Origin of the sequence: Sphingomonas sp. Ant H11 (assembly GCF_000797515.1) — a bacterium.
Taxonomy (GTDB): domain Bacteria; phylum Pseudomonadota; class Alphaproteobacteria; order Sphingomonadales; family Sphingomonadaceae; genus Sphingomonas.
Genome location: NZ_JSBN01000002.1, coordinates 1 through 17,626 on the forward strand (window position 1 = coordinate 1; position 17,626 = coordinate 17,626).

The following is a 17,626-nucleotide window of genomic DNA, read 5'->3' on the forward strand; positions in this document are numbered from 1 at the left end:
ATGCCCACCTTCACCCTTACCCCCATCCCCCTCCCGACCGGCGTAACGCTCGACGTCGCCACCGCCGGCGACCCGGCGCACCCGCCGATCATCCTGCTCCACGGCTTCCCCGAATCGCACCGCACCTGGCGGCACGTCATCCCGCAGCTCAGCGCCGATCATTTCGTCATCGCGCCCGACCAGCGCGGTTTCGCGCGCTCGTCCAAGCCAGCAAATGTGTCCGATTATACCCCCGACAAGATGGTCGCCGACTTGCTCGCGCTCGCCGATCATTTCGGCCTCACCACCTTCACGCTGGTGGGCCATGATTGGGGCGGCGCGATCGCGTGGATGGCGGCGCTGCAAAACCCTAAGCGCATCACGCGGCTGGTGATCGTCAACGCGCCGCACCCGTTCGTCTTTCAGCGCACGCTGTTCGACGACATGGCGCAGCGCGCGGCGAGCCAATATATCCGCGCCTTCCGCAACCCCGATTTCGAAAAGCACGTTGCCGGTATCGGCCTGTCGGCGTTCTTCGACGGCAGCTTTTCGGCGCATACCGATCTCGCCAAGCTGGCCGAGGAAAAGCCCATCTATCTCGACCAATGGGGCCAGCGCGGCGCGCTCACCGCCATGCTCAACTGGTATCGCGCCAGCCCGATTATCGTCCCGGCAATGGACGAAACGCCCGAGCGCCCGGCCTTTCTCGACGCGCCGTTTCCCCCGATCCAGCAGCGACGCTGGTGGTGTGGGGCCTCAAGGACGCCGCCCTCCTACCAAGCCAGCTCGAAGGTCTCGACGCGCTCGTCCCCGACCTGACGCTGGTCAAGGTCGATGCCGGGCATTTCGTCCCCTGGGAAAACCCCGACGCGATCGTCGCGGCAATCCGGGAGTGGGAACCCTAATCCTCCCCGGTACGGGGACGCCACCTAAATCCTCCCCGGAACGGGGAGGGGGACCGTGAGCATTCAGCGAACGGTGGAGGGGGCTCTCCCCAAGCGGTCCGCCCGTGGCAGCCCCCCTCCACCACCAGCCTGAAGAAGGCTGGCGGTCCCCTCCCCGTGCCGGGGAGGATCAAACGCGCACCCGCGCCGCTTCAGGCAACGCGACCGAAGGCAGCGCATCCCCGGACTCTGCCCCCGTATCGACCCACGTCCCATGCGCATGCGCCGTCGCAACCGTCGCCCATTCCCCTGAGCCCGGCCACGACCGCGCCCGCACCACCTGATGCCCGAGCGCCCGATCGGGCTCCATCATCACCCAGCCGAGCGGCCGCTCCGCGCTCGCCCGCGCGCCCGCCGCCTTCATCGCAGCGCGGATGCGCTCGGCCACCGGCTCGGGCAGATATTGCCACACCACCGAATGCATCAGCACGCGCGTCACGCCCGCTTCCTGTGGCTCGGCCAGCCGCGCTTCGATCCAGTCGGCGGCATCGGCCTGCACCAGATCGACCCCGCGTTCGACCTGCATCGCGATCGCCGCGCGCACCCGCACCAGCCGTTCGGGCGTCTCGGGCCAGACATAGGCTGCCAGCCGCGCCGCCACCGTGGGATCGGTCGCATCGAGCGGCTGGACGTCGCAGCCACGCACCGACACGATCTCCAGCGGCACCACCGGCGCAGGCGGCCCGCCCCACTCAGGCGTAATCGTCACCGGCGAGTCGGCAGGCCCATAAAAGGTCCCGCCCAGATCGAAGCGATAGCGGTCGATCAGCAAATTCAGCCCCGCGCTCGACCCGATCTCGAGCAGCTCGATCCTCGGCCCGTGCCGCCGTGCGATCTCGATCAGCCCCAGCAGCAACGCCGCCGATCGCCCCGGCTCATTGGTCTGCGGCGGCCCGTCGAGCCACGGCAGCAGCGCCGCTTCGTGTTCGGCCAGCACCCGCTCCAGCGTGGCGATAATCTCGGCCTGTTCGGTCACGCGTCCCGCAAAGACCGCCGCCAGCCCGTCATCCCTGCCCGCCTGCACCAGCGCATGCAGCCCGCCAAAAAGCGCAGCGGCAACGCATCGCGCGTCGGCTCGCCCGGCCAATCGAGGATGCGCGCGCCCATCGCGGTGTCGCGCGTCAGCCCCGCCGCCACCGCCGCGCACATCCGGCCATAAATCGGCGCGGCATTGGCGTCGCAATAATGCTGCTGAATCAGGAACGCCCCGCGATTATTCTGCTCGCTCGCCATCTGCCATCTCCGTTTGCATATCCGTTCGTTTCGAGCGTCGTCGAGAAACCGGGCCTGGCGCGGCGCTGCTGTTTCTCGACTGCGCTCGAAACGAACGGGGGGGGGTATCGTCCGGCCCCGTTGTTGCGCCCACCCCCGCCCGCAAGTAAAGCCCGGCGGATATGGCCGATCCCATCATCATCGCCGTGCCCAAGGGCCGCATCCTCGCCGAGGCTGTTCCGCTGCTCGAACGCGCCGGAATCGTTCCCGAAGCCGCCTTTCGCGACGAGGATTCGCGCGCCTTGCGCTTCTCGACCAACAATCCCGGCATCGACTTGATCCGCGTCCGCGCGTTCGACGTCGCCACCTTCGTCGCACACGGTGCCGCGCAGCTTGGCATCGTCGGGTCGGACGTGCTGGCGGAATTCGATTATTCGGAGCTTTATGCCCCGGTCGATCTCGGCATCGGCCATTGCCGCCTGTCGGTCGCCGAGCCCGCCGCAATGGCCGCGCAGGACGATCCGCGCGGCTGGAGCCATGTCCGCGTCGCCACCAAATATCCGCACGTCACCGAAGCGCATTTCGCACGCCGCGGCGTCTCGGCGGAATGCGTCAAGCTGAACGGCGCGATGGAACTCGCGCCTTTTGCTCGGCCTCGCCCCGCGCATCGTCGATCTGGTGTCGTCGGGCCGCACGTTGAAGGAAAACGGCCTGGTCGAGGTCGAAGTGATTTGCGAGGTGACCAGCCGCCTGATCGTCAACCGCGCCGCGTTCAAGACGCGCGGGCAAGTGGTGCCGCTGGTCGAGGCGTTCCGCCGGGCGGTTGCGCAGGAGGTGGCGGCGTGAACGCTTGACCCTCACCCTTCCGTCGCTTCGCTCCTCCCTCCCTCTCCCGATGGAGAGGGGTTTTGGCAGCCCTCGACCACCGCGCCGATTTCCCCGCCATCCCCGCAGGCTGGGCGTATCTCGACACCGCCGCCACCGCGCAAAAGCCGCAAGCGGTGATCGATGCGATCACGCGCGGCTATGACACGAGCTATGCCACCGTGCATCGCGGCGTGTACCAACGCTCGGCCGACATGACGCTCGCCTTCGAGGCGGCGCGGCGGCGCGTGGCTGGCTTCCTGAACGCGGCTTCCGAAAACGAAATCGTGTTCGTGCGCGGCGCGACCGAGGGCATCAACCTCGTGGCGCAATGCTGGGCGGGCACCCAGTTGCAGGCGGGCGACCGCATCCTGCTGAGCCAGCTTGAGCACCATTCCAACATCGTGCCGTGGCAAATGGTGGCCGAGCGGCTGGGCGTGGCGATCGACGTCATCCCGCTGACGCCCGACCACAAGATCGACCTCGACGCGATGGCGGCGATGATCACGCCCGCCCACAAGCTGGTCGCGCTGGCGCATGTCTCCAACGTGCTCGGCTCGGTGCTCGATGCCCGTCATGCCGCCGATATCGCGCATTCGGTCGGGGCGAAACTCCTGCTCGACGGTTGCCAGGCGGTGCCGCGCATGGCGGTCGACGTCGCTGCGCTCGATTGCGATTTCTACGTCTTCTCCGGCCACAAGCTCTACGGCCCTACCGGCATCGGCGTGCTGTGGGCGCGGCCCGATTTGCTCGAAGCGATGCCGCCTTATCAGGGTGGCGGGTCGATGATCGACAAGGTCAGCTTCGCCAAGACGACCTATGCCCCCCCGCCGGGCCGGTTCGAGGCGGGCACGCCGCATATCGTCGGCGTGCTCGGGCTCCATGCCGCGATCGACTATGTCGAGAGCATCGGGCTCGACCGTATCCACGCGCATGAAACCGCGTTGGTCACGCTGACGCGCGAGGCGCTGTCGCAGATCAATTCGGTGGCGCTGTTCGGGCCCGAGGATTCCGCCGGAATCGTCAGTTTCAGCATCCAGGGGGTGCATCCGCACGACATCGGCACCATCTTGGACGAAGCGGGCGTCGCGGTGCGCGCCGGGCATCACTGCGCGCAACCGCTGATGGAGACGCTCGGCGTCGATGCGACGGCGCGCGCCAGCTTTGGCGTTTACAACACTGCAGACGATGTTGCCGCGCTGGTGCGCGGGATTGAACGGGTAACGAGGATTTTCGGATGAGCGACCGGATCGAAATCGAGGAAGTGAGCGCGGTCGAGCAGCGCCGCGCGCGCGGGTCGAGGCGGCGGAGGAAACGCCGGGCCAGACGCTCGAGCGCAAGCGCGACTATCTCGAAGGCTTTCTCGCGCAAAAGCCAGCGGGCGATGCGGCGGGCGAGCCTGGCGGCGCGCTGTACGAGGCGGTGGTCGAGGCGCTGAAGGGCATTTACGACCCCGAAATTCCGGTCAACATCTACGATCTCGGGTTGATCTACGGTGTCGATGTGACCGAGGCGGGCCATGCCGTCGTCACCATGACGCTGACCACGCCGCATTGCCCCGTCGCCGAATCGATGCCGATGGAAGTCGAGATGCGCGTCGGCGCGGTGCCCGGCATCGGCTCGTCCGAGGTCAATCTGGTGTGGGACCCGGCGTGGGACCCGGCCAAGATGTCCGACGACGCCAAGCTCGAATTGGGCATGCTATAAAATCCCCCTCCCGCTTTGCGGGAGGGGTTAGGGGAGGGCAGTCCTCGCGAAAGCCGCTGCTCCCCAGATGGAAAGCCCCTCCCCCAACCCCTCCCGCAGGCGGGAGGGGAGAAGAAGGACGAAGCCGATGACCACCACCACACGGGTACGCCCCGCCGCCTTGATCCTGACGGCTTCCGCCGAGGGTCGCATCGCCGCGCTGATGGCGAAGGCGCCCGAGGGCGCGATCGGCGTCAAGCTGTCGACGCCCAAGCGCGGCTGTTCCGGCCTCGCTTACTCGGTCGATTATGTGACCGAGGCCAAGCCGTTCGACGAACGCATCGATACCCCCGGCGGCACCTTGTTCGTCGATGGCGGGTCGATCCTGTATCTGATCGGATCGACGATGAACTGGGTCGAGGATGATTTTACGGCAGGCTTCGTGTTCAACAACCCCAATGCCAAGGGTGCATGCGGCTGCGGCGAGAGCTTCACCGTTTAACCAGGCGTCCGCTGCAACAACGCCGTCCGCAGGCACTCGCACACCAATTCGCTCCGCTGGTTGAACATGCGGTGCTTGAACACCACCAGCCCGGCATCGGGGCGTGATTTGCTCGCGCGCAGCTCGACCACCTCGGTTTCCGCGCGCAGCGTGTCGCCGACGAACACGGGCTTGGGCATCACCACCTTGTCATAGCCGAGATTGGCGACCAGCGTGCCGAGCGTGGTATCGCCGACCGACAGGCCGACCATCAGCCCGAAGGTGAAGATGCCGTTGACGACGATGCGGCCGAATTCGGTCGCGCCGGCATACTCCGCATCCAGATGCAGCGGCTGCGGATTGTGGGTGAGCGTGGTGATCAGCAGATTGTCGGTCTCGGTCACCGTGCGGTGAAGCGCGTGCTCGATCCGGTCGCCGACCGTCCAGGCGTCGAAAAAGCGCCCGCTCATGCCGCACGCCAGATCGCGGATCGAGCACGTGCGGTGTGCCTCACCCTGTATCGGCAGATGCCCTCGCACTCAATCTTCCGCATTCTGCATCCTTTCCTGACGCGCCTCGGCCTTGGCTTGAGGGGACGTCGATCGCATGTCATGGACCTGTCGATAAACCCCGCCCAAGTGGCGGCGTGATCGCGTTCCCGAGGCACCGGCCATGGCCAAGAAATACTATCTGACGGCTACGCTGTCCGACGGCTATGTGAAGACGATCGGTCCGACGTCGCTGGCGTTCACCCATTATTGGCGGATCGTTGCCCAGCTTGGCAATGGCAAGACCGAGGTATTTTGGGGGCACGCCAAATCGCTGGCGGAAGCCCGCAAGAAGCACACCGCCGCCCGCGACGCCGCCACCCAGCGGGGGTGGATCGATTACGCTTTCGAGGTGGTGGAACTGGCGCGCACGCCGGGATGACCGACGTGTCGGTATCATGTCCGGCGGTCTTCGGTGGAGCTGAGCTGCGCTGGTGACCCTCCTTCAGGACGTCTCGAACTTTTTTCAGAGTTCCCTCCATAAATTCGCGAAAGATAGTCGAGCGGTATCGCGCCGCATTTGCTGATGCAGCGTAGCTTTACTCGACATATGCTCAAGATATGGCTTTGGCTGCTTTCGTGGCACCGAACGCGAAGGGTTCATCACTCGGCGGAGCGAGCGTGTAGCACCTCCATACCCAAGTTCAATTGCACCTGCCTGTCCTGCGATATGTATCTGCTCAACCGACACCGCGCTTGATGGCTTCACCCCGCAACGGATGATTGTCGAGCCTCGAAATCGATCTGGGACGAAGATGGTGAGTCGCTTCCGGCCGCGCAAGGGGTAGGGCACTGACGTGCCGCTTTCGGCAGTCTGATGCCGATTTGCGTGGCATGGTGCGTTGCCGCCCCCCCGCCGCATTGATCGGCGCGTCCAACTTCTTCGAGCTGGCGGTCGCTGCCGCGATCAGTCTGTTCGGTCTCAACTCCGGCGCAGCGCTTGCTACCGTCGTCGGCGTGCTGGTCGAAGTTCCGGTCATGCTGTCCCTGGTCAGAATCGTGAAGGCGACACGCCCTTGGTATGAGCGTCGGGTAGCCTACGCCAACCTCGTGCTCATGGCTCAATGCCGTCGAGGTTTTCTTCGCCGGGCTGACCAACCACCGGCTCAAACGGGGCGTCTTCCATTCCTCGTCGACCTTCAGGTCGCCATCAACCGCTTCCTGGATGAGCACAACGAAAGCCCCAAACCCTTCGTCTGGACCGCCGATCCTGATAAAATAATCGCCGCCGTCAGACGCGGGCACCAAGTGTTAGATTCCAATCACTGCGGCCTGCGTCACGAGCTTCGAAATCAGGTATGAGTTGATGGCTTCCGAGCCGCCCTCAGACCCGTAACCGGAGTCCTTGACCCCGCCAAGCGGGAGTTCCGGCAATCCCAGAAGGGTATGGTTGATTGCCAGCATGCCAACTTCAAGCTCGGTCTGAAACCTTTGCGAATTGCGGATCGACGAGGTGAACGCATAGGCTGCAAGGCCATAGGGAAGGCGGTTCGCTTCAGCGATCGCCTCGTCGATCGTATCGAAGGGCGACAGCGTCGCGACCGGCCCGAAGGGTTCCTCGTTCTGGATGCGCGATGAAAGACTGACATCGGTGAGAACGGTCGGGGCTTGAAAGAACCCGGCCCGCGGTGCCGCATCGCCCTCGACCAGCACCTGCGCCCCCTCGCTCACTGCCTCCTGGATAAGGCCGGCGACGGCCTTGACCCGGCGCTCGCTGACCAGCGGGCCCATTGCCGTGGCCGGTTCGAGCCCCGATCCGGTCCGCACCTTCTTCACATGCTCCGCCAGCGCCGCGGCGAAGCGGTCGTAGATGCCCCGCTGGACCAGCACGCGTGTGGGCGAGATGCAGACCTGGCCCGCATTGCGGACCTTTTAAACCCGCAATGGCCGCGACCGCCGCCTCAACATTCGCGTCCTCGCAGACAATGACCGGATTGTGGCCGCCCAGTTCCATCGTGATGCGCTTCATGTGTTTGCCGGCCAAGGCCGCAAGCTGCTTGCCCACAGGCACCGACCCGGTGAAGGACACCTTGCGGATCACCGGATGTGGAATGAGATAGTTCGCGATGTCAGCCGGTTCGCCGTAAACGATGTTGAGAACGCCCGGCGGGAGCCCGGCGTCCAGCAGCGCCTGTGCAAGTGCCGCCGGCGAGGCCGGCGTGTCTTCGGGCGGCTTGGCGACGACGGTGCATCCGACCGACAGCGCCGGACCGAGCTTGCGCACCAGTTGCGACATCGGGAAATTCCATGGCGTGAAGGCCACGACCGGACCCACCGGCTGCTTGAGCACCATCTGGGTCACGTTCGGCGAGCGCGCCGGAATCACCTGCCCATAGGCGCGCTGGCCTTCGCCGGCGAACCAGTCGAGCAGATCGGCGGACGACATCACCTCGCGCGCGCCTCGGCAAGGGGCTTGCCCATTTCCATCGTCATGCACGGCGCGAGGGTATCGGCGCGCTCGCGCAGCAGCACGGCCGCCTGGCGCAGGATGCTGCCGCGCGCATAGGCGCCGGCATCCCGCCAAGCCGCGAAGGCGCTGCCCGCGGCCTGCACCGCCTCCTCCAGATCGGCAGGTTCGGCCATGGCATAATGGCCAATCACCTCTGCGGTTGCCGGATCATAAACGGCTGTTCGCCGCCCCAGCGCGCCATCGCGCCACCGTCCGTCGATCAGGAGTTGAGTATCAGGATAGGTCGTTTCCATGTTGATCCCCCGGGCGCCGCCTTCGTGGTGCCTTCAGTCGAGTCACTTACACACCGGCCAGAATTGCCCTGCCGACGATCTTGCCACCGGCGAGGCTGTTCAGCACGTCCTCAGCCTCGTCCAGCTTGTAGCAGGTGGTGGGAATCGGCTTGATCGCGCCATTGCGGGCAAGCTGCATCAGTTCCGCGAACTCTCCTGGGGAGCCCGTATAGCTGCCGCGGATCGTGAGCGCGCGCACGGCGATCAGGGGAAGCGCCCAGGGGGCAGCCCCGCCGAACAGCCCGACGATGACATAGGTTCCGCCCTTGCCCAGAGCGTCGAAGCCAAGCTCGGCCGTCGCCTCGGCGCCGACGAAGTCGATCGCCGCAAGGGGCGCCTCGCCGGCGGCGGCATGAATCTGCGCCACGGCATCCGCGGCGCGCGGATCGACCGCCGCACAGGCCCCCGCAGCAAGGGCCGACGCCCGCTTGACAGGGTCGATATCGACGAAGACGGGCGCTTGGCCCCCAGCGCCTGCAACAGTTGCGCGCACATCAGCCCAAGGCCGCCAGCGCCGATCACCAGAAGCGCATGGTCTTTCAGCGTGCTTTCCACCTTCTTGAGCGCGCCATAGGCCGTAAGCCCCGAACAGGCCAGCGGTGCGGCGTTTTTCGGGTGGGATATCTCCGATCTCATGAAGATATTTCGGATGCGGCACCCGGATCTGCGTGGCATAACCGCCATCGACATGCATGCCGAGAAACTGCGGTTTCATGCACAGCTGCTCCTGGCCCGAGGCACAGACAGCGCAGGTGCCACAGCCGATCCAGGGATAGACCACATATTTCTTTCCCCTGTCGAGCGTGCCGACATCCGGGCCAGCGGCGACCACTTCCCCGACCGTTTCATGCCCCATCACCAGCGGCAACGCGATCCCGCGCTGGGCGAATTCCAGCTTGCGGCCGTGACCAAGATCATACCCCCCCTCGCGAATATGCAGGTCGGTGTGACAGACGCCGGCGGCGGTCACGGACAAGATGACCTCCGTTCCGCGAGGGGTCATGTCCGGCCTGTCGTCTGGACGCAGGGGTTGACCGAATTCATGAACACATTGGCAATGCATGATGTTTTCCTCCGTTACAGCTCACCAATGATGTAGCTTTTGAATTTGCAGTTGCTGGAATGGGGTGGAAAGCATCACTCGTTTCCGGACGATCGACGCTTTCCGCCTTACCCAAGAATATTTCGATCCACCGCTCCCGCGCCGTTCAGAAGAATTTCGCGAGCCGGAGGGTCAGGGTTGTGTCGCGCTTGAACGTATTCTGTGCGTCCACATCGTGTCCAACTTCCATCATGAACTGCGTTGTCGGGTCGAGCATCTGGGACCAGGCCACTCGAACTGTGGTGGATTCCATGTCCGCGCCCTTGATGCTTCCTACCGTTTCGGCGCCCCCCCGGCTTGTCGTGGCCCCAGCCGAGAGCATCGTCTTATCGCTTGCATTGTAGTTGACCCAGCCGAGCGCGGTATAGCTTGCATCCTTCTCGACTTGCACGCCACCGGGGCCATCGTTGTTGTCCCCATAGATTGTGACCTCCCCCCACAACATCGACCGACCATTTGGGGGCGATATTGAACAGGAAGGCTGGCTGAACGGCGACAGACCATCGGTTGGACCCCAAGCTAGGCTTGGTGGCAGAATAGTTGCCGGTCGGCAGGGTGAGATAGGTGGCAATGCCAAAGTAGCGTCCGTTTTTGGCATCGTTCAGCGGCCAGATCGTACCGACAAGCGTAAGATCCCCGGAGGAGAAGTGCTTGGTGTCGATGTCGGTTCCGGCAATCCTCATATTGTTCAGACCTCCGAAGGGTTGCAGCACGTTCACGTCAACACGCATTCCCGCGAGGTCGAAATATTTGACATAGCGAAGAAGGGTCACGTTTGTGTCGAGATTGGAGTCCGCCACGTCGTCCCCATTCCCGTCAACCAAAGTGTCTGAGGTGCTGCCAAGATAATATACCAACGCAAGGTTCGTTCCCGCCGGTAAGGGCACGAAGTCGCGCGGCTGCGAATCCTGCCCATACGCGGCGGTCCCCGACATCAGGCACTGAACAGCAAACCCGGCCGCGACAAACAATGAATACCGAACCCTTTTTCTTGGCGCCAACATCATCACTTCTCCTATTGTTGACTGCGCTCTGCGACTGTCCCGATTGTTGACTGCCGACAGGCAAGCTGTCGGCAGATCTCAGGTTCAGGGCTGCGCATTCGCAGCGGATCCGGAACGGTCAGTTCGCGGTGTACCCGCCGTCGACCACCAACTCGGCACCGTGGACGAACGAGGCTTCATCCGAGGCCAGGAACAGCACCGCGTTCGAAACTTCCTCGGGCTGGCAGGGCCGATTCAGCAGCGTCGGGCCAAGGAGCGCCTCCCGCGCTTCCGGATCGGCATGCAGAAGATCCTTGGTCATCGGCGTGTCGATGACGCCCGGGTGGATCGAATTGACCCGGATGCCCGTATCCGCCAGATCGACGGCGCAGGATTTGGTCATCAGCCGCACCGCGCCCTTGGAGCTGATGTAGGCCCCCGCCATCGCGGCGCCAGCGATGCCGTAGATGGACGATATGTTGATGATCGAGGCCTTGCCCGATTCCTTCATCAGCGGCACGGCGGCACGGATGCCCAGATAGACGCCCTTCACGTTGACGTTCATCACCCGGTCAAATTCCTCGGGCGAGGTCTCGTGCAGCGCCTTCAGGATCAGGATGCCGGCGTTGTTCACCAGAATGTCCAGCCGTCCGGCCTTGGCGCGCACGGCGTCGATGAGCTTTGACCAATCATCCTCGCTGGTCACGTCATGCTTGATGAAATCGGCCTTGCCCCCGGCAGCCACGATGCCCTTGGCCACCGCTTCGCCCGCCGCTGCTTCGCGGTCGGTGACAAAGACATGCGCACCCTCGCGCGCCAGAAGTTCGGAGTGGGACTTGCCCATCCCCATCGCAGCGCCCGTCACGAGGGCGACTTTTCCCGATACACGTCCCACAGATTCTCTCCTTTGTTGCTCTCTTCTTGCTCTCTTCCGCAGAACCGGGCCTGGAACCATCGCCCCGGGCCTGCCGCCGATCCGCAGCCTCAGCCTGCGACCGTCTCGCGGTTGAAGATCATGGTCTGGTAGCCACCACCCTTCACCGCGTCGATCGCAGCGCGGTAGTTGCCAAGGCCCGCCAGGTAGAACATGACCGCGTTCTTCTTGCCGGGGATGTTGGCACCGAAGATCCAGCTGTCAGCTTTCGGGAACAGGGTCATGTCGGCAATCGTGCGGCACAGGGCGACCCATTCGTCGCGGGCAGCCTCGGTCGGCTCGATGCTCTTCAGACCCTTGGCCTCCATCATTTCGATGGTGTCCGAAAACCATTCGACCTGCGTCTCGATGCTTGGCGGCAAGTTTGTGAAGGGGCCGTTCGGGCCAAGGATCATGAAGAGATTCGGGAAATCCGCCTCCATCATGCCCAGATAGCCCAAGGGGCCGTCCTTCCACTTGTCGCGCATCGTCAGGCCGCCGCGGCCGCGCAGGTCCATCCTCGTGTAGTTGCCGTCCACCGCGTCAAAGCCGGTAGCGAAGATCACCACGTCCAGTTCATGCTCGGCGCCGCTTTCCTGACGGATGCCGGTCGGGGTAAATTCCGCGATCGGATCAGCTTTCACATCGGCCAGCGTGACGTTGGGGCGGTTGTAGACCCCGTAGTAGTCGCTCCCGCACAAGGGCCGCTTGGCGTAGAGGTCGGTCGGCGTCAGCTTCCTCGCGGTCTCGGGATCCTTCACGATCTGCCGGATCTTCTTCTTGATGAAGTCGGCCGCCGCGTCATTGGCGATCTGGCTGGTGGCGATGTCGCAGAAGGTGCCAAACATGAAGTAGAAACCGCCGCCGCGCTGCCATGCCGCCTCGAACACGCGCTCACGTTCCTCGGGCGTGGCTGTTTCCGCGGGGATGGTGCTTTCCTCGAAGCCGAACGCCACGGCCGACGATTTCACCTGTTTCCAGATGTCGTCATAGCTGGCCATCTGCGCAGCGATCGTCGCCTCGTCCTGCGGCGTGTTCCCGATCGGCACAACATATTGCGGCGAACGCTGGAACACCGTCAGGTGTTTCGCGATGGGGGCGGTGGCGGTGATTACCTGAGTCCCGGTCGAGCCGGTACCGATGATGCCCACGCGCTTGCCCTTCAGGTCGCCCCCCTCCGGCCAGGCACCGGTGTGCAGGATCTGTCCCTTGAAGCTGTCGATGCCCTTGAACGTCGGCAGGTTCGTCGCCGAGAGAAGGCCAAGACCGGTGATGAGGTATTTCGCCGTGACGGTCTGTCCCTTGTCGGTGGTCACATGCCAGAGCCCGGTTTTCTCGTTGAAACGGGCTGCGGTGACGCGGGTGTTGAACTCGTAGCTGCGGCGCAGATCGTAGGTATCCGCCACTTCGTTCATGTAGGAGAGGATCTCGGGCTGGGTCAGGTAGCGGGTCTTCCAGTGGCCTTTCTGCAGCAATTCGCCGCTGAAGGAATAGCGGTAGACGAAGCTTTCCGTGTCCGACAAGGCTCCTGGATAGCGGTTCCAGAACCAGGTGCCGCCGACATCGCCGGCGCGTCATAGGCCTTGACGTTCAGGCTTTGCTCATTGCGAAGTTTGTAAACGGAGTAGAGGCCACCGAAGCCCGCGCCGACGACGACAGCATCGAAATCGGCGCCTTTGGTCTTGGTGGTTTCAAGAGTCTTGGTCATTGATCTTTCCATATCATAGCTCCGAAGCCCCGTGCGATACGGGCCTGGTACCGGATTGACTGTCTTGACGCGTCAGGCCGCCCAGCGACGCTGGGCGGCGGGTTCACAGCGCGCGATACCAGGCGGCGATGCGGGCCAGTTCCTGATCGGCCTCGGGCGCACGGCCCGCCAGCGACGGAAAGACGTGCTGCATGCCGGGAACCACCGAAAGCGTCGTCTTCACGCCCGCGGCCTTGGCCTTGGCATAGAGCGCCTCCGAGTCGCTTTGCAGCGTCTCGGCGCTTCCGCAGGTGATGTAGAGCGGCGGGAAGCCGGTGAAGTCGTTCTCCAGCGGGTTGGCCAGCGGGTTGAGCGGGTCGGTTGCACCGCCCAGGAACATGCCCGCCATCCCTTCCAGGATGGCACGGCTGACAAGAGCGTCCGTCCCGGCATTGGTTTCCAACGTCTTGCCGCGCAGCGCCATATCGAGCCAGGGCGAATAGGCGATGACGGCACCCGGCAGCGACAGGCCAAGCTCGCGGAACTTCAAAACCGAGGCGACGGCAAGGTTGCCCCCTGCGCTGTCGCCCGCCGTTAGGATATTCTTCGCATCAAATCCCTTGGCCAGCAGCGCCTTGTAGGCGGCCACAGCATCCTCGATCTGGGCGGGGAAGGGGTGTTCTGGCGCGCGGCGATAGTGCAGGTTGCAGGCTGTCGCGCCAAGAGCCTTGGCCAGATGCCCGACCATCTTGCGGTGGCTGTCGGCCGACCCCACGCAAAAGCCACCGCCATGGGTGTAGAGGATCACGCGCTTGGTGTCGGCACCGGCGGGCAGTGCCCAGATCGCCTCGACACCGCCCACATGGTCGCTCTTGTAGGTAACGTTCTCAGGCTCCAGCGCCGGCTGACCCCATTCGTCGAACATGCTGCGCAGATTCAGGATAGTGAGGTTCGGATTTTCGACCATCTGGTCGGTCCAACTCTGATAGAGCGACCGTAGTTTATCGGCCTCCTTGCTGATTATCATGCTTCCTCTCCAAGAGATCGGTTTGTCTTGCAGATATCTTAGTCCGCTCGATCGGCATCCACGCGGCACACGCTGGCCACGGTGACGTCTTCCCAACATTTTCAACCTTGGAGGGGTTGAAGTGGCCTGTATTGAATAGTCTTGCTCGATACATTGTATATTCTTGCTGCCCGATCGAGGCGCGCTTCCGCGCGGCATGGGCTGGAACGGTCGCGCACCCGGTACCATGTTCGCGTCGCATGAGTGGAGGGGGTGTCTATTCCGACAGTCAGAATACTGTTCAGCAATCGGCGGTAGGATGAGGTATTCTGCAGTGCGGAAAAGTTTTCCGCACTATTGACAGGGGCGATAGCGCCACTAACCTTGTCATCTAAGGGCGGACCGCCGGGGAGGAGCGAACGTGCGACCACGCAAGGAGCGCGCAGAAGGCGATGGAAAGGACCGCGATTTCGTGGTCGCTCTTGCACGGGGTCTCGAAATTCTACGCGCCTTTCGGCGCGAGGGAGAAGCACTTGGCAACGGCGACTTCGCCATGCGCACCGGGTTGAGCAAGTCGACGGTCTCGCGCCTGACCTATACCCTCCACAAGCTCGACTATCTGAGCTGGAATCCCGACACCGCGCGCTATCAACTTGCGCCGCCGGTGCTTTCGCTGGGGTTCTCCTGTCTGGCTGGCATGCCGCTGCGCCAGATCGCAAGGCCCTACATGCAGGAGCTTGCCGACCACACCGGGATGCCTGTCGCCCTGGCAAGCCCGGATCGCCTGACCATGGTTTATCTAGAGCGTTGCCGCGGGGAAAATGCGGTAACGCTCGCCATCGAGGTCGGCGCCCATATCAAGATGGCAACCACCGCCGTCGGGCGCGCCTATCTTTCCGTCATCCCTCCCGAACAGCGCGCCGCTTTGTTCGAGCAGCTTGGGCAGCACGAAGGGGCCGCCTGGGCGGAAGTCAGGCGCGGGATCGAGGCTGCGATCGAATGCTATCAGGAGCGTGGCTATTGTATGTCGCTCACTGAATGGAAGCCGGACGTCAATGCCGTTGCCGTGGCGCTTGTGCCGCGGGATGGCTCGCCGGCCATGGCCTTCAACTGTGGCGGGCCGTCTCAGAACCTGACGCGCGACTGGATCGAAAGCGATGTCGCGCCCCGCCTTGTCGAACTCGTCCGCCGCGTGTCGGCGATCGCCCACTGAATTCAGGACTTCGAACGACATGCCACTAGACCCCGAAACGCTTGCACAATTTCTGGACACACTAGGCCGCTTTGTGAAGGAGCGCCTGATCCCCAACGAGGAACTGGTAGCGGAAGAAGATGCCATTCCGCCCGCGCTGATCGCCGAAATCCGTGACATGGGCCTTTTCGGCATGTCGATCCCCGAGGAGTTCGGCGGTCTGGGCCTGACGATGGCTGAAGAGGTAGCCGCGGCCCTCGTTCTGGGGCAGACGTCGCCTGTGTTCCGCTCGCTCGTCGGCACCAACAACGGCATCGGCTCGCAGGGGATCATCATCGACGGCACGCCGGAGCAGAAGGCGGCCTACCTGCCGAAGCTTGCAAGCGGTGAGATGATCGCTTCCTTTGCGCTGACCGAGCCCGACGCAGGCTCCGACGCCGGGTCGGTGCGCACCTCAGCGCGCCGTGATGGGGACCATTTCGTCCTAAATGGCACCAAGCGTTTCATCACCAACGCCCCGCACGCTCATGTCTTCACGGTCTTCGCACGCACGGACCCCACAACCACCGATGCCTCGGGCGTGTCCGCCTTTCTGGTCGAGGCCGGAACGCCGGGGCTGTCGGTCGGGCCGCATGACAGGAAGATGGGGCAGAAGGGCTCGCACAGCAGCGATGTCATCCTGCAGGACGTTCGCGTCCCTGCCGACAACATCATCGGCGGCCCCGGCCGCGAGAACCAGGGCTTCAAGACCGCGATGAAGGTGTTGGACCGTGGCCGGCTCCACATCTCGGCGGTCTGCGTCGGTGCGGCGGAGCGGCTGATCCGCGACAGCCTCGCCTTTGCAATGGAGCGCAGGCAATTCGGTGAACCCATCGCCGAAAAGCAATTGGTGCAGGCGATGCTGGCCGACAGCCGCGCCGAGGCTTTTGCGGCACGCTGCATGATCGAGGAAACCGCGCGCCGCAAGGATTTCGGTGCCAATGTCTCCACCGATGCGGCCTGCTGCAAAATGTTTGCCAGCGAGATGGTGGGACGGGTCGCGGATCGCGCCGTGCAGATTCACGGCGGGGCGGGCTATATGGCCGAATATGCCGTCGAACGCTTCTACCGCGATGTCCGGCTGTTCCGAATCTACGAGGGAACCACCCAGATCCAGCAGCTGGTCATTGCGCGGAACATGATCCGCGATGCCGCTGCCTGAACGTTACGAAGCCTTGCGGTGAACTTCAACTTGGCGGCGTCCAACTGAGCGAACAAGGGGGTGCCGGGGAAGGTACCTCGTCCTAGGAGGAGGAAAACATGAGCAATCTAATTCCACCTGATCTGATCCCGCGGTGGATACCCGGAAACAGAACGCTCGACAGTTCACGCCTCGGCTGGAGAGGCATCACGGTCATGGGCTACCAATACGATGAGCAGGAAGTCGACATCCCCGAGATGCGGGACTACATGATCGTCGTCTACCAGGGCGGGAAATCGACCATGCGGCGACGCAGCGGCGGCCCTTGGCAAACGGCGACCGTGGAGCGCGGCGTCGTGTCCCTGCTGACGCGGGCTGAGCAGTCGATCTGGCATTGGGACAAGCCGATCAACGTGAGGCATATCTATCTCAGCCATGACACCCTCGCCGAGACCGCGGAACAGGTTTTCGGGCGCGAGCCGGCATCGATCGAGATCGACGATCACCTCCGCCGCGTCGATACGGTCATTCCGCAGTGCCTTCAGGTTCTCGAGGATGAGATGGCGCATGGGGGTCCCGGTCAGAATCTTCTGGTCGACGCCGTCCGAACCCAGATCGCCGTTCATCTATTGCGCCGGTTCGCGAAGGTCGATCTGCCGAACCTGAATCCCACTGTCTTCAGCACACTGCAGAGCCACAGGATCCTCGAATTTATCGAAGAATATCTGGGTGAGAACTTCGGTCTCGAAAGCCTGGCAAGCACGGTCGGGCTGAGCCCTTTCCACTTTTCCAGGAAGTTCAAGGCCGAGTTTGGTCAGACGCCGCACTCTTTCATAATTCGCAAGAGGATCGAACGAGCAAAGACGATGTTGCAAAAGGGAAATATCTCCATGACGGCCGTGGCTCTCGACTGCGGGTTTTCAGACCAGAGTCATTTCTGCCGGACCTTCCGCAGGATGGTTGGCGTCACGCCCGCAGAATATCGGCGGTCCTCGGTGTGAATCGCGAACAAAACTGTAACGTTTCTGCGGAAAACCGAAGATACGGGAATTGTTCAAGGCGAACAACGTACTTCCGAATTCGCCCTAGAAATTGTATAATCGGCTT

The 17,626-nt window shown here is 63.4% G+C and carries 16 protein-coding genes and 6 pseudogenes; 11 read left to right on the top strand and 11 right to left on the bottom strand.

What is annotated here, in order from left to right; translation table 11 throughout:
• Window positions 1–884: pseudogene (locus NW75_RS00250) on the top strand (alpha/beta fold hydrolase); the annotation flags it as partial.
• Between the two features lie 169 nt (window positions 885–1,053).
• Here NW75_RS00250 and NW75_RS00255 read toward each other — a convergent pair.
• Together NW75_RS00255 and NW75_RS25540 are read right to left on the bottom strand one after the other, a co-directional pair.
• On the bottom strand, window positions 1,054–2,010 hold the full coding sequence (locus NW75_RS00255) for a DUF2332 domain-containing protein (protein ID WP_231564806.1): 957 nt from the start codon (window positions 2,008–2,010) through the stop codon (window positions 1,054–1,056).
• Entirely contained in the window at window positions 1,896–2,156 is a 261-nt protein-coding gene (locus NW75_RS25540; protein ID WP_231564808.1) for a hypothetical protein, read from the bottom strand. Before NW75_RS25540 ends, NW75_RS00255 begins: the two co-directional genes overlap by 115 nt.
• A gap of 161 nt (window positions 2,157–2,317) precedes the next feature.
• On the opposite strand from NW75_RS25540, the pseudogene hisG reads away from it, so the two are divergent.
• The 4 genes and pseudogenes from hisG to NW75_RS00275 all read left to right on the top strand — a co-directional run bounded on the left by hisG (window position 2,318) and on the right by NW75_RS00275 (window position 5,187).
• Window positions 2,318–2,981, top strand: a pseudogene (gene hisG / locus NW75_RS00260) (ATP phosphoribosyltransferase).
• A 62-nt stretch (window positions 2,982–3,043) separates the two neighbouring features.
• Window positions 3,044–4,240, top strand: a complete 1,197-nt coding sequence (locus tag NW75_RS00265; RefSeq protein ID WP_033962997.1) for a cysteine desulfurase — start codon at window positions 3,044–3,046, stop codon at window positions 4,238–4,240.
• Window positions 4,237–4,706, top strand: a pseudogene (locus NW75_RS00270) (SUF system Fe-S cluster assembly protein). The gene NW75_RS00265 and the pseudogene NW75_RS00270 overlap by 4 nt, the downstream one beginning before the upstream one ends.
• A gap of 127 nt (window positions 4,707–4,833) precedes the next feature.
• On the top strand, window positions 4,834–5,187 hold the full coding sequence (locus tag NW75_RS00275; RefSeq protein ID WP_033963000.1) for a HesB/IscA family protein: 354 nt from the start codon (window positions 4,834–4,836) through the stop codon (window positions 5,185–5,187).
• On the opposite strand, the gene NW75_RS00280 is transcribed toward NW75_RS00275, so the two are convergent.
• A complete protein-coding gene (locus tag NW75_RS00280) occupies window positions 5,184–5,636 on the bottom strand; it encodes a MaoC family dehydratase (protein WP_033963003.1) in 453 nt (150 codons plus the stop codon). The two genes, NW75_RS00275 and NW75_RS00280, sit on opposite strands and share 4 nt — an antisense overlap.
• A gap of 202 nt (window positions 5,637–5,838) precedes the next feature.
• Between NW75_RS00280 and NW75_RS00285 the strand changes: the two genes are divergently transcribed.
• The 3 genes and pseudogenes from NW75_RS00285 to NW75_RS23310 all read left to right on the top strand — a co-directional run.
• Window positions 5,839–6,096, top strand: a complete 258-nt coding sequence (locus NW75_RS00285; protein WP_033963006.1) for a hypothetical protein — start codon at window positions 5,839–5,841, stop codon at window positions 6,094–6,096.
• Between the two features lie 447 nt (window positions 6,097–6,543).
• Window positions 6,544–6,749: pseudogene (locus NW75_RS23305) on the top strand (arsenical-resistance protein); the annotation flags it as partial.
• A 4-nt stretch (window positions 6,750–6,753) separates the two neighbouring features.
• Window positions 6,754–7,016, top strand: a pseudogene (locus NW75_RS23310) (hypothetical protein); the annotation flags it as partial.
• Here NW75_RS23310 and NW75_RS27130 read toward each other — a convergent pair.
• The 8 genes and pseudogenes from NW75_RS27130 to NW75_RS00325 form a co-directional block, all read right to left on the bottom strand.
• Window positions 6,966–7,544, bottom strand: a complete 579-nt coding sequence (locus NW75_RS27130; protein ID WP_269430238.1) for an aldehyde dehydrogenase family protein — start codon at window positions 7,542–7,544, stop codon at window positions 6,966–6,968. The pseudogene NW75_RS23310 and the gene NW75_RS27130 overlap by 51 nt on opposite strands.
• A 109-nt stretch (window positions 7,545–7,653) precedes the next feature.
• Window positions 7,654–8,417 (bottom strand): annotated as a pseudogene (locus NW75_RS27995) (aldehyde dehydrogenase family protein); the annotation flags it as partial.
• A gap of 46 nt (window positions 8,418–8,463) precedes the next feature.
• Window positions 8,464–9,519 carry an alcohol dehydrogenase catalytic domain-containing protein gene (locus NW75_RS00300; protein WP_331385949.1) on the bottom strand — a complete coding sequence of 352 codons (1,056 nt, stop codon included), beginning with the start codon at window positions 9,517–9,519 and terminating at the stop codon, window positions 8,464–8,466.
• 145 nt (window positions 9,520–9,664) lie between these two features.
• A complete protein-coding gene (locus tag NW75_RS24820; RefSeq protein WP_197057665.1) occupies window positions 9,665–9,811 on the bottom strand; it encodes a hypothetical protein in 147 nt (48 codons plus the stop codon).
• Window positions 9,812–9,884: 73 nt separating this feature from the next.
• Window positions 9,885–10,565, bottom strand: coding sequence for a transporter (locus tag NW75_RS00310; RefSeq protein ID WP_156142941.1), 681 nt, complete (start codon window positions 10,563–10,565; stop codon window positions 9,885–9,887).
• 115 nt (window positions 10,566–10,680) lie between these two features.
• The gene (locus NW75_RS00315) at window positions 10,681–11,436 is read right to left on the bottom strand and encodes an SDR family NAD(P)-dependent oxidoreductase (protein ID WP_033963016.1); all 756 of its coding nucleotides are present in this window, start codon (window positions 11,434–11,436) and stop codon (window positions 10,681–10,683) included.
• Window positions 11,437–11,525: 89 nt separating this feature from the next.
• Window positions 11,526–12,977 carry a flavin-containing monooxygenase gene (locus NW75_RS00320; protein ID WP_197057666.1) on the bottom strand — a complete coding sequence of 484 codons (1,452 nt, stop codon included), beginning with the start codon at window positions 12,975–12,977 and terminating at the stop codon, window positions 11,526–11,528.
• 288 nt (window positions 12,978–13,265) lie between these two features.
• Window positions 13,266–14,168 carry an alpha/beta hydrolase gene (locus tag NW75_RS00325; protein ID WP_025549975.1) on the bottom strand — a complete coding sequence of 301 codons (903 nt, stop codon included), beginning with the start codon at window positions 14,166–14,168 and terminating at the stop codon, window positions 13,266–13,268.
• A gap of 400 nt (window positions 14,169–14,568) precedes the next feature.
• Between NW75_RS00325 and NW75_RS00330 the strand changes: the two genes are divergently transcribed.
• From NW75_RS00330 to NW75_RS00340, 3 genes are all read left to right on the top strand, one after another.
• Complete coding sequence (locus NW75_RS00330; RefSeq protein ID WP_025549976.1) at window positions 14,569–15,360, top strand: IclR family transcriptional regulator; 792 nt, start codon at window positions 14,569–14,571, stop codon at window positions 15,358–15,360.
• Between the two features lie 19 nt (window positions 15,361–15,379).
• Window positions 15,380–16,540: an acyl-CoA dehydrogenase family protein gene (locus tag NW75_RS00335; RefSeq protein ID WP_025549977.1), complete on the top strand. Its 1,161-nt coding sequence runs from the start codon at window positions 15,380–15,382 to the stop codon at window positions 16,538–16,540.
• A 98-nt stretch (window positions 16,541–16,638) separates the two neighbouring features.
• A complete protein-coding gene (locus NW75_RS00340; RefSeq protein WP_033963020.1) occupies window positions 16,639–17,520 on the top strand; it encodes a helix-turn-helix domain-containing protein in 882 nt (293 codons plus the stop codon).
• Window positions 17,521–17,626: the final 106 nt, after the last annotated feature.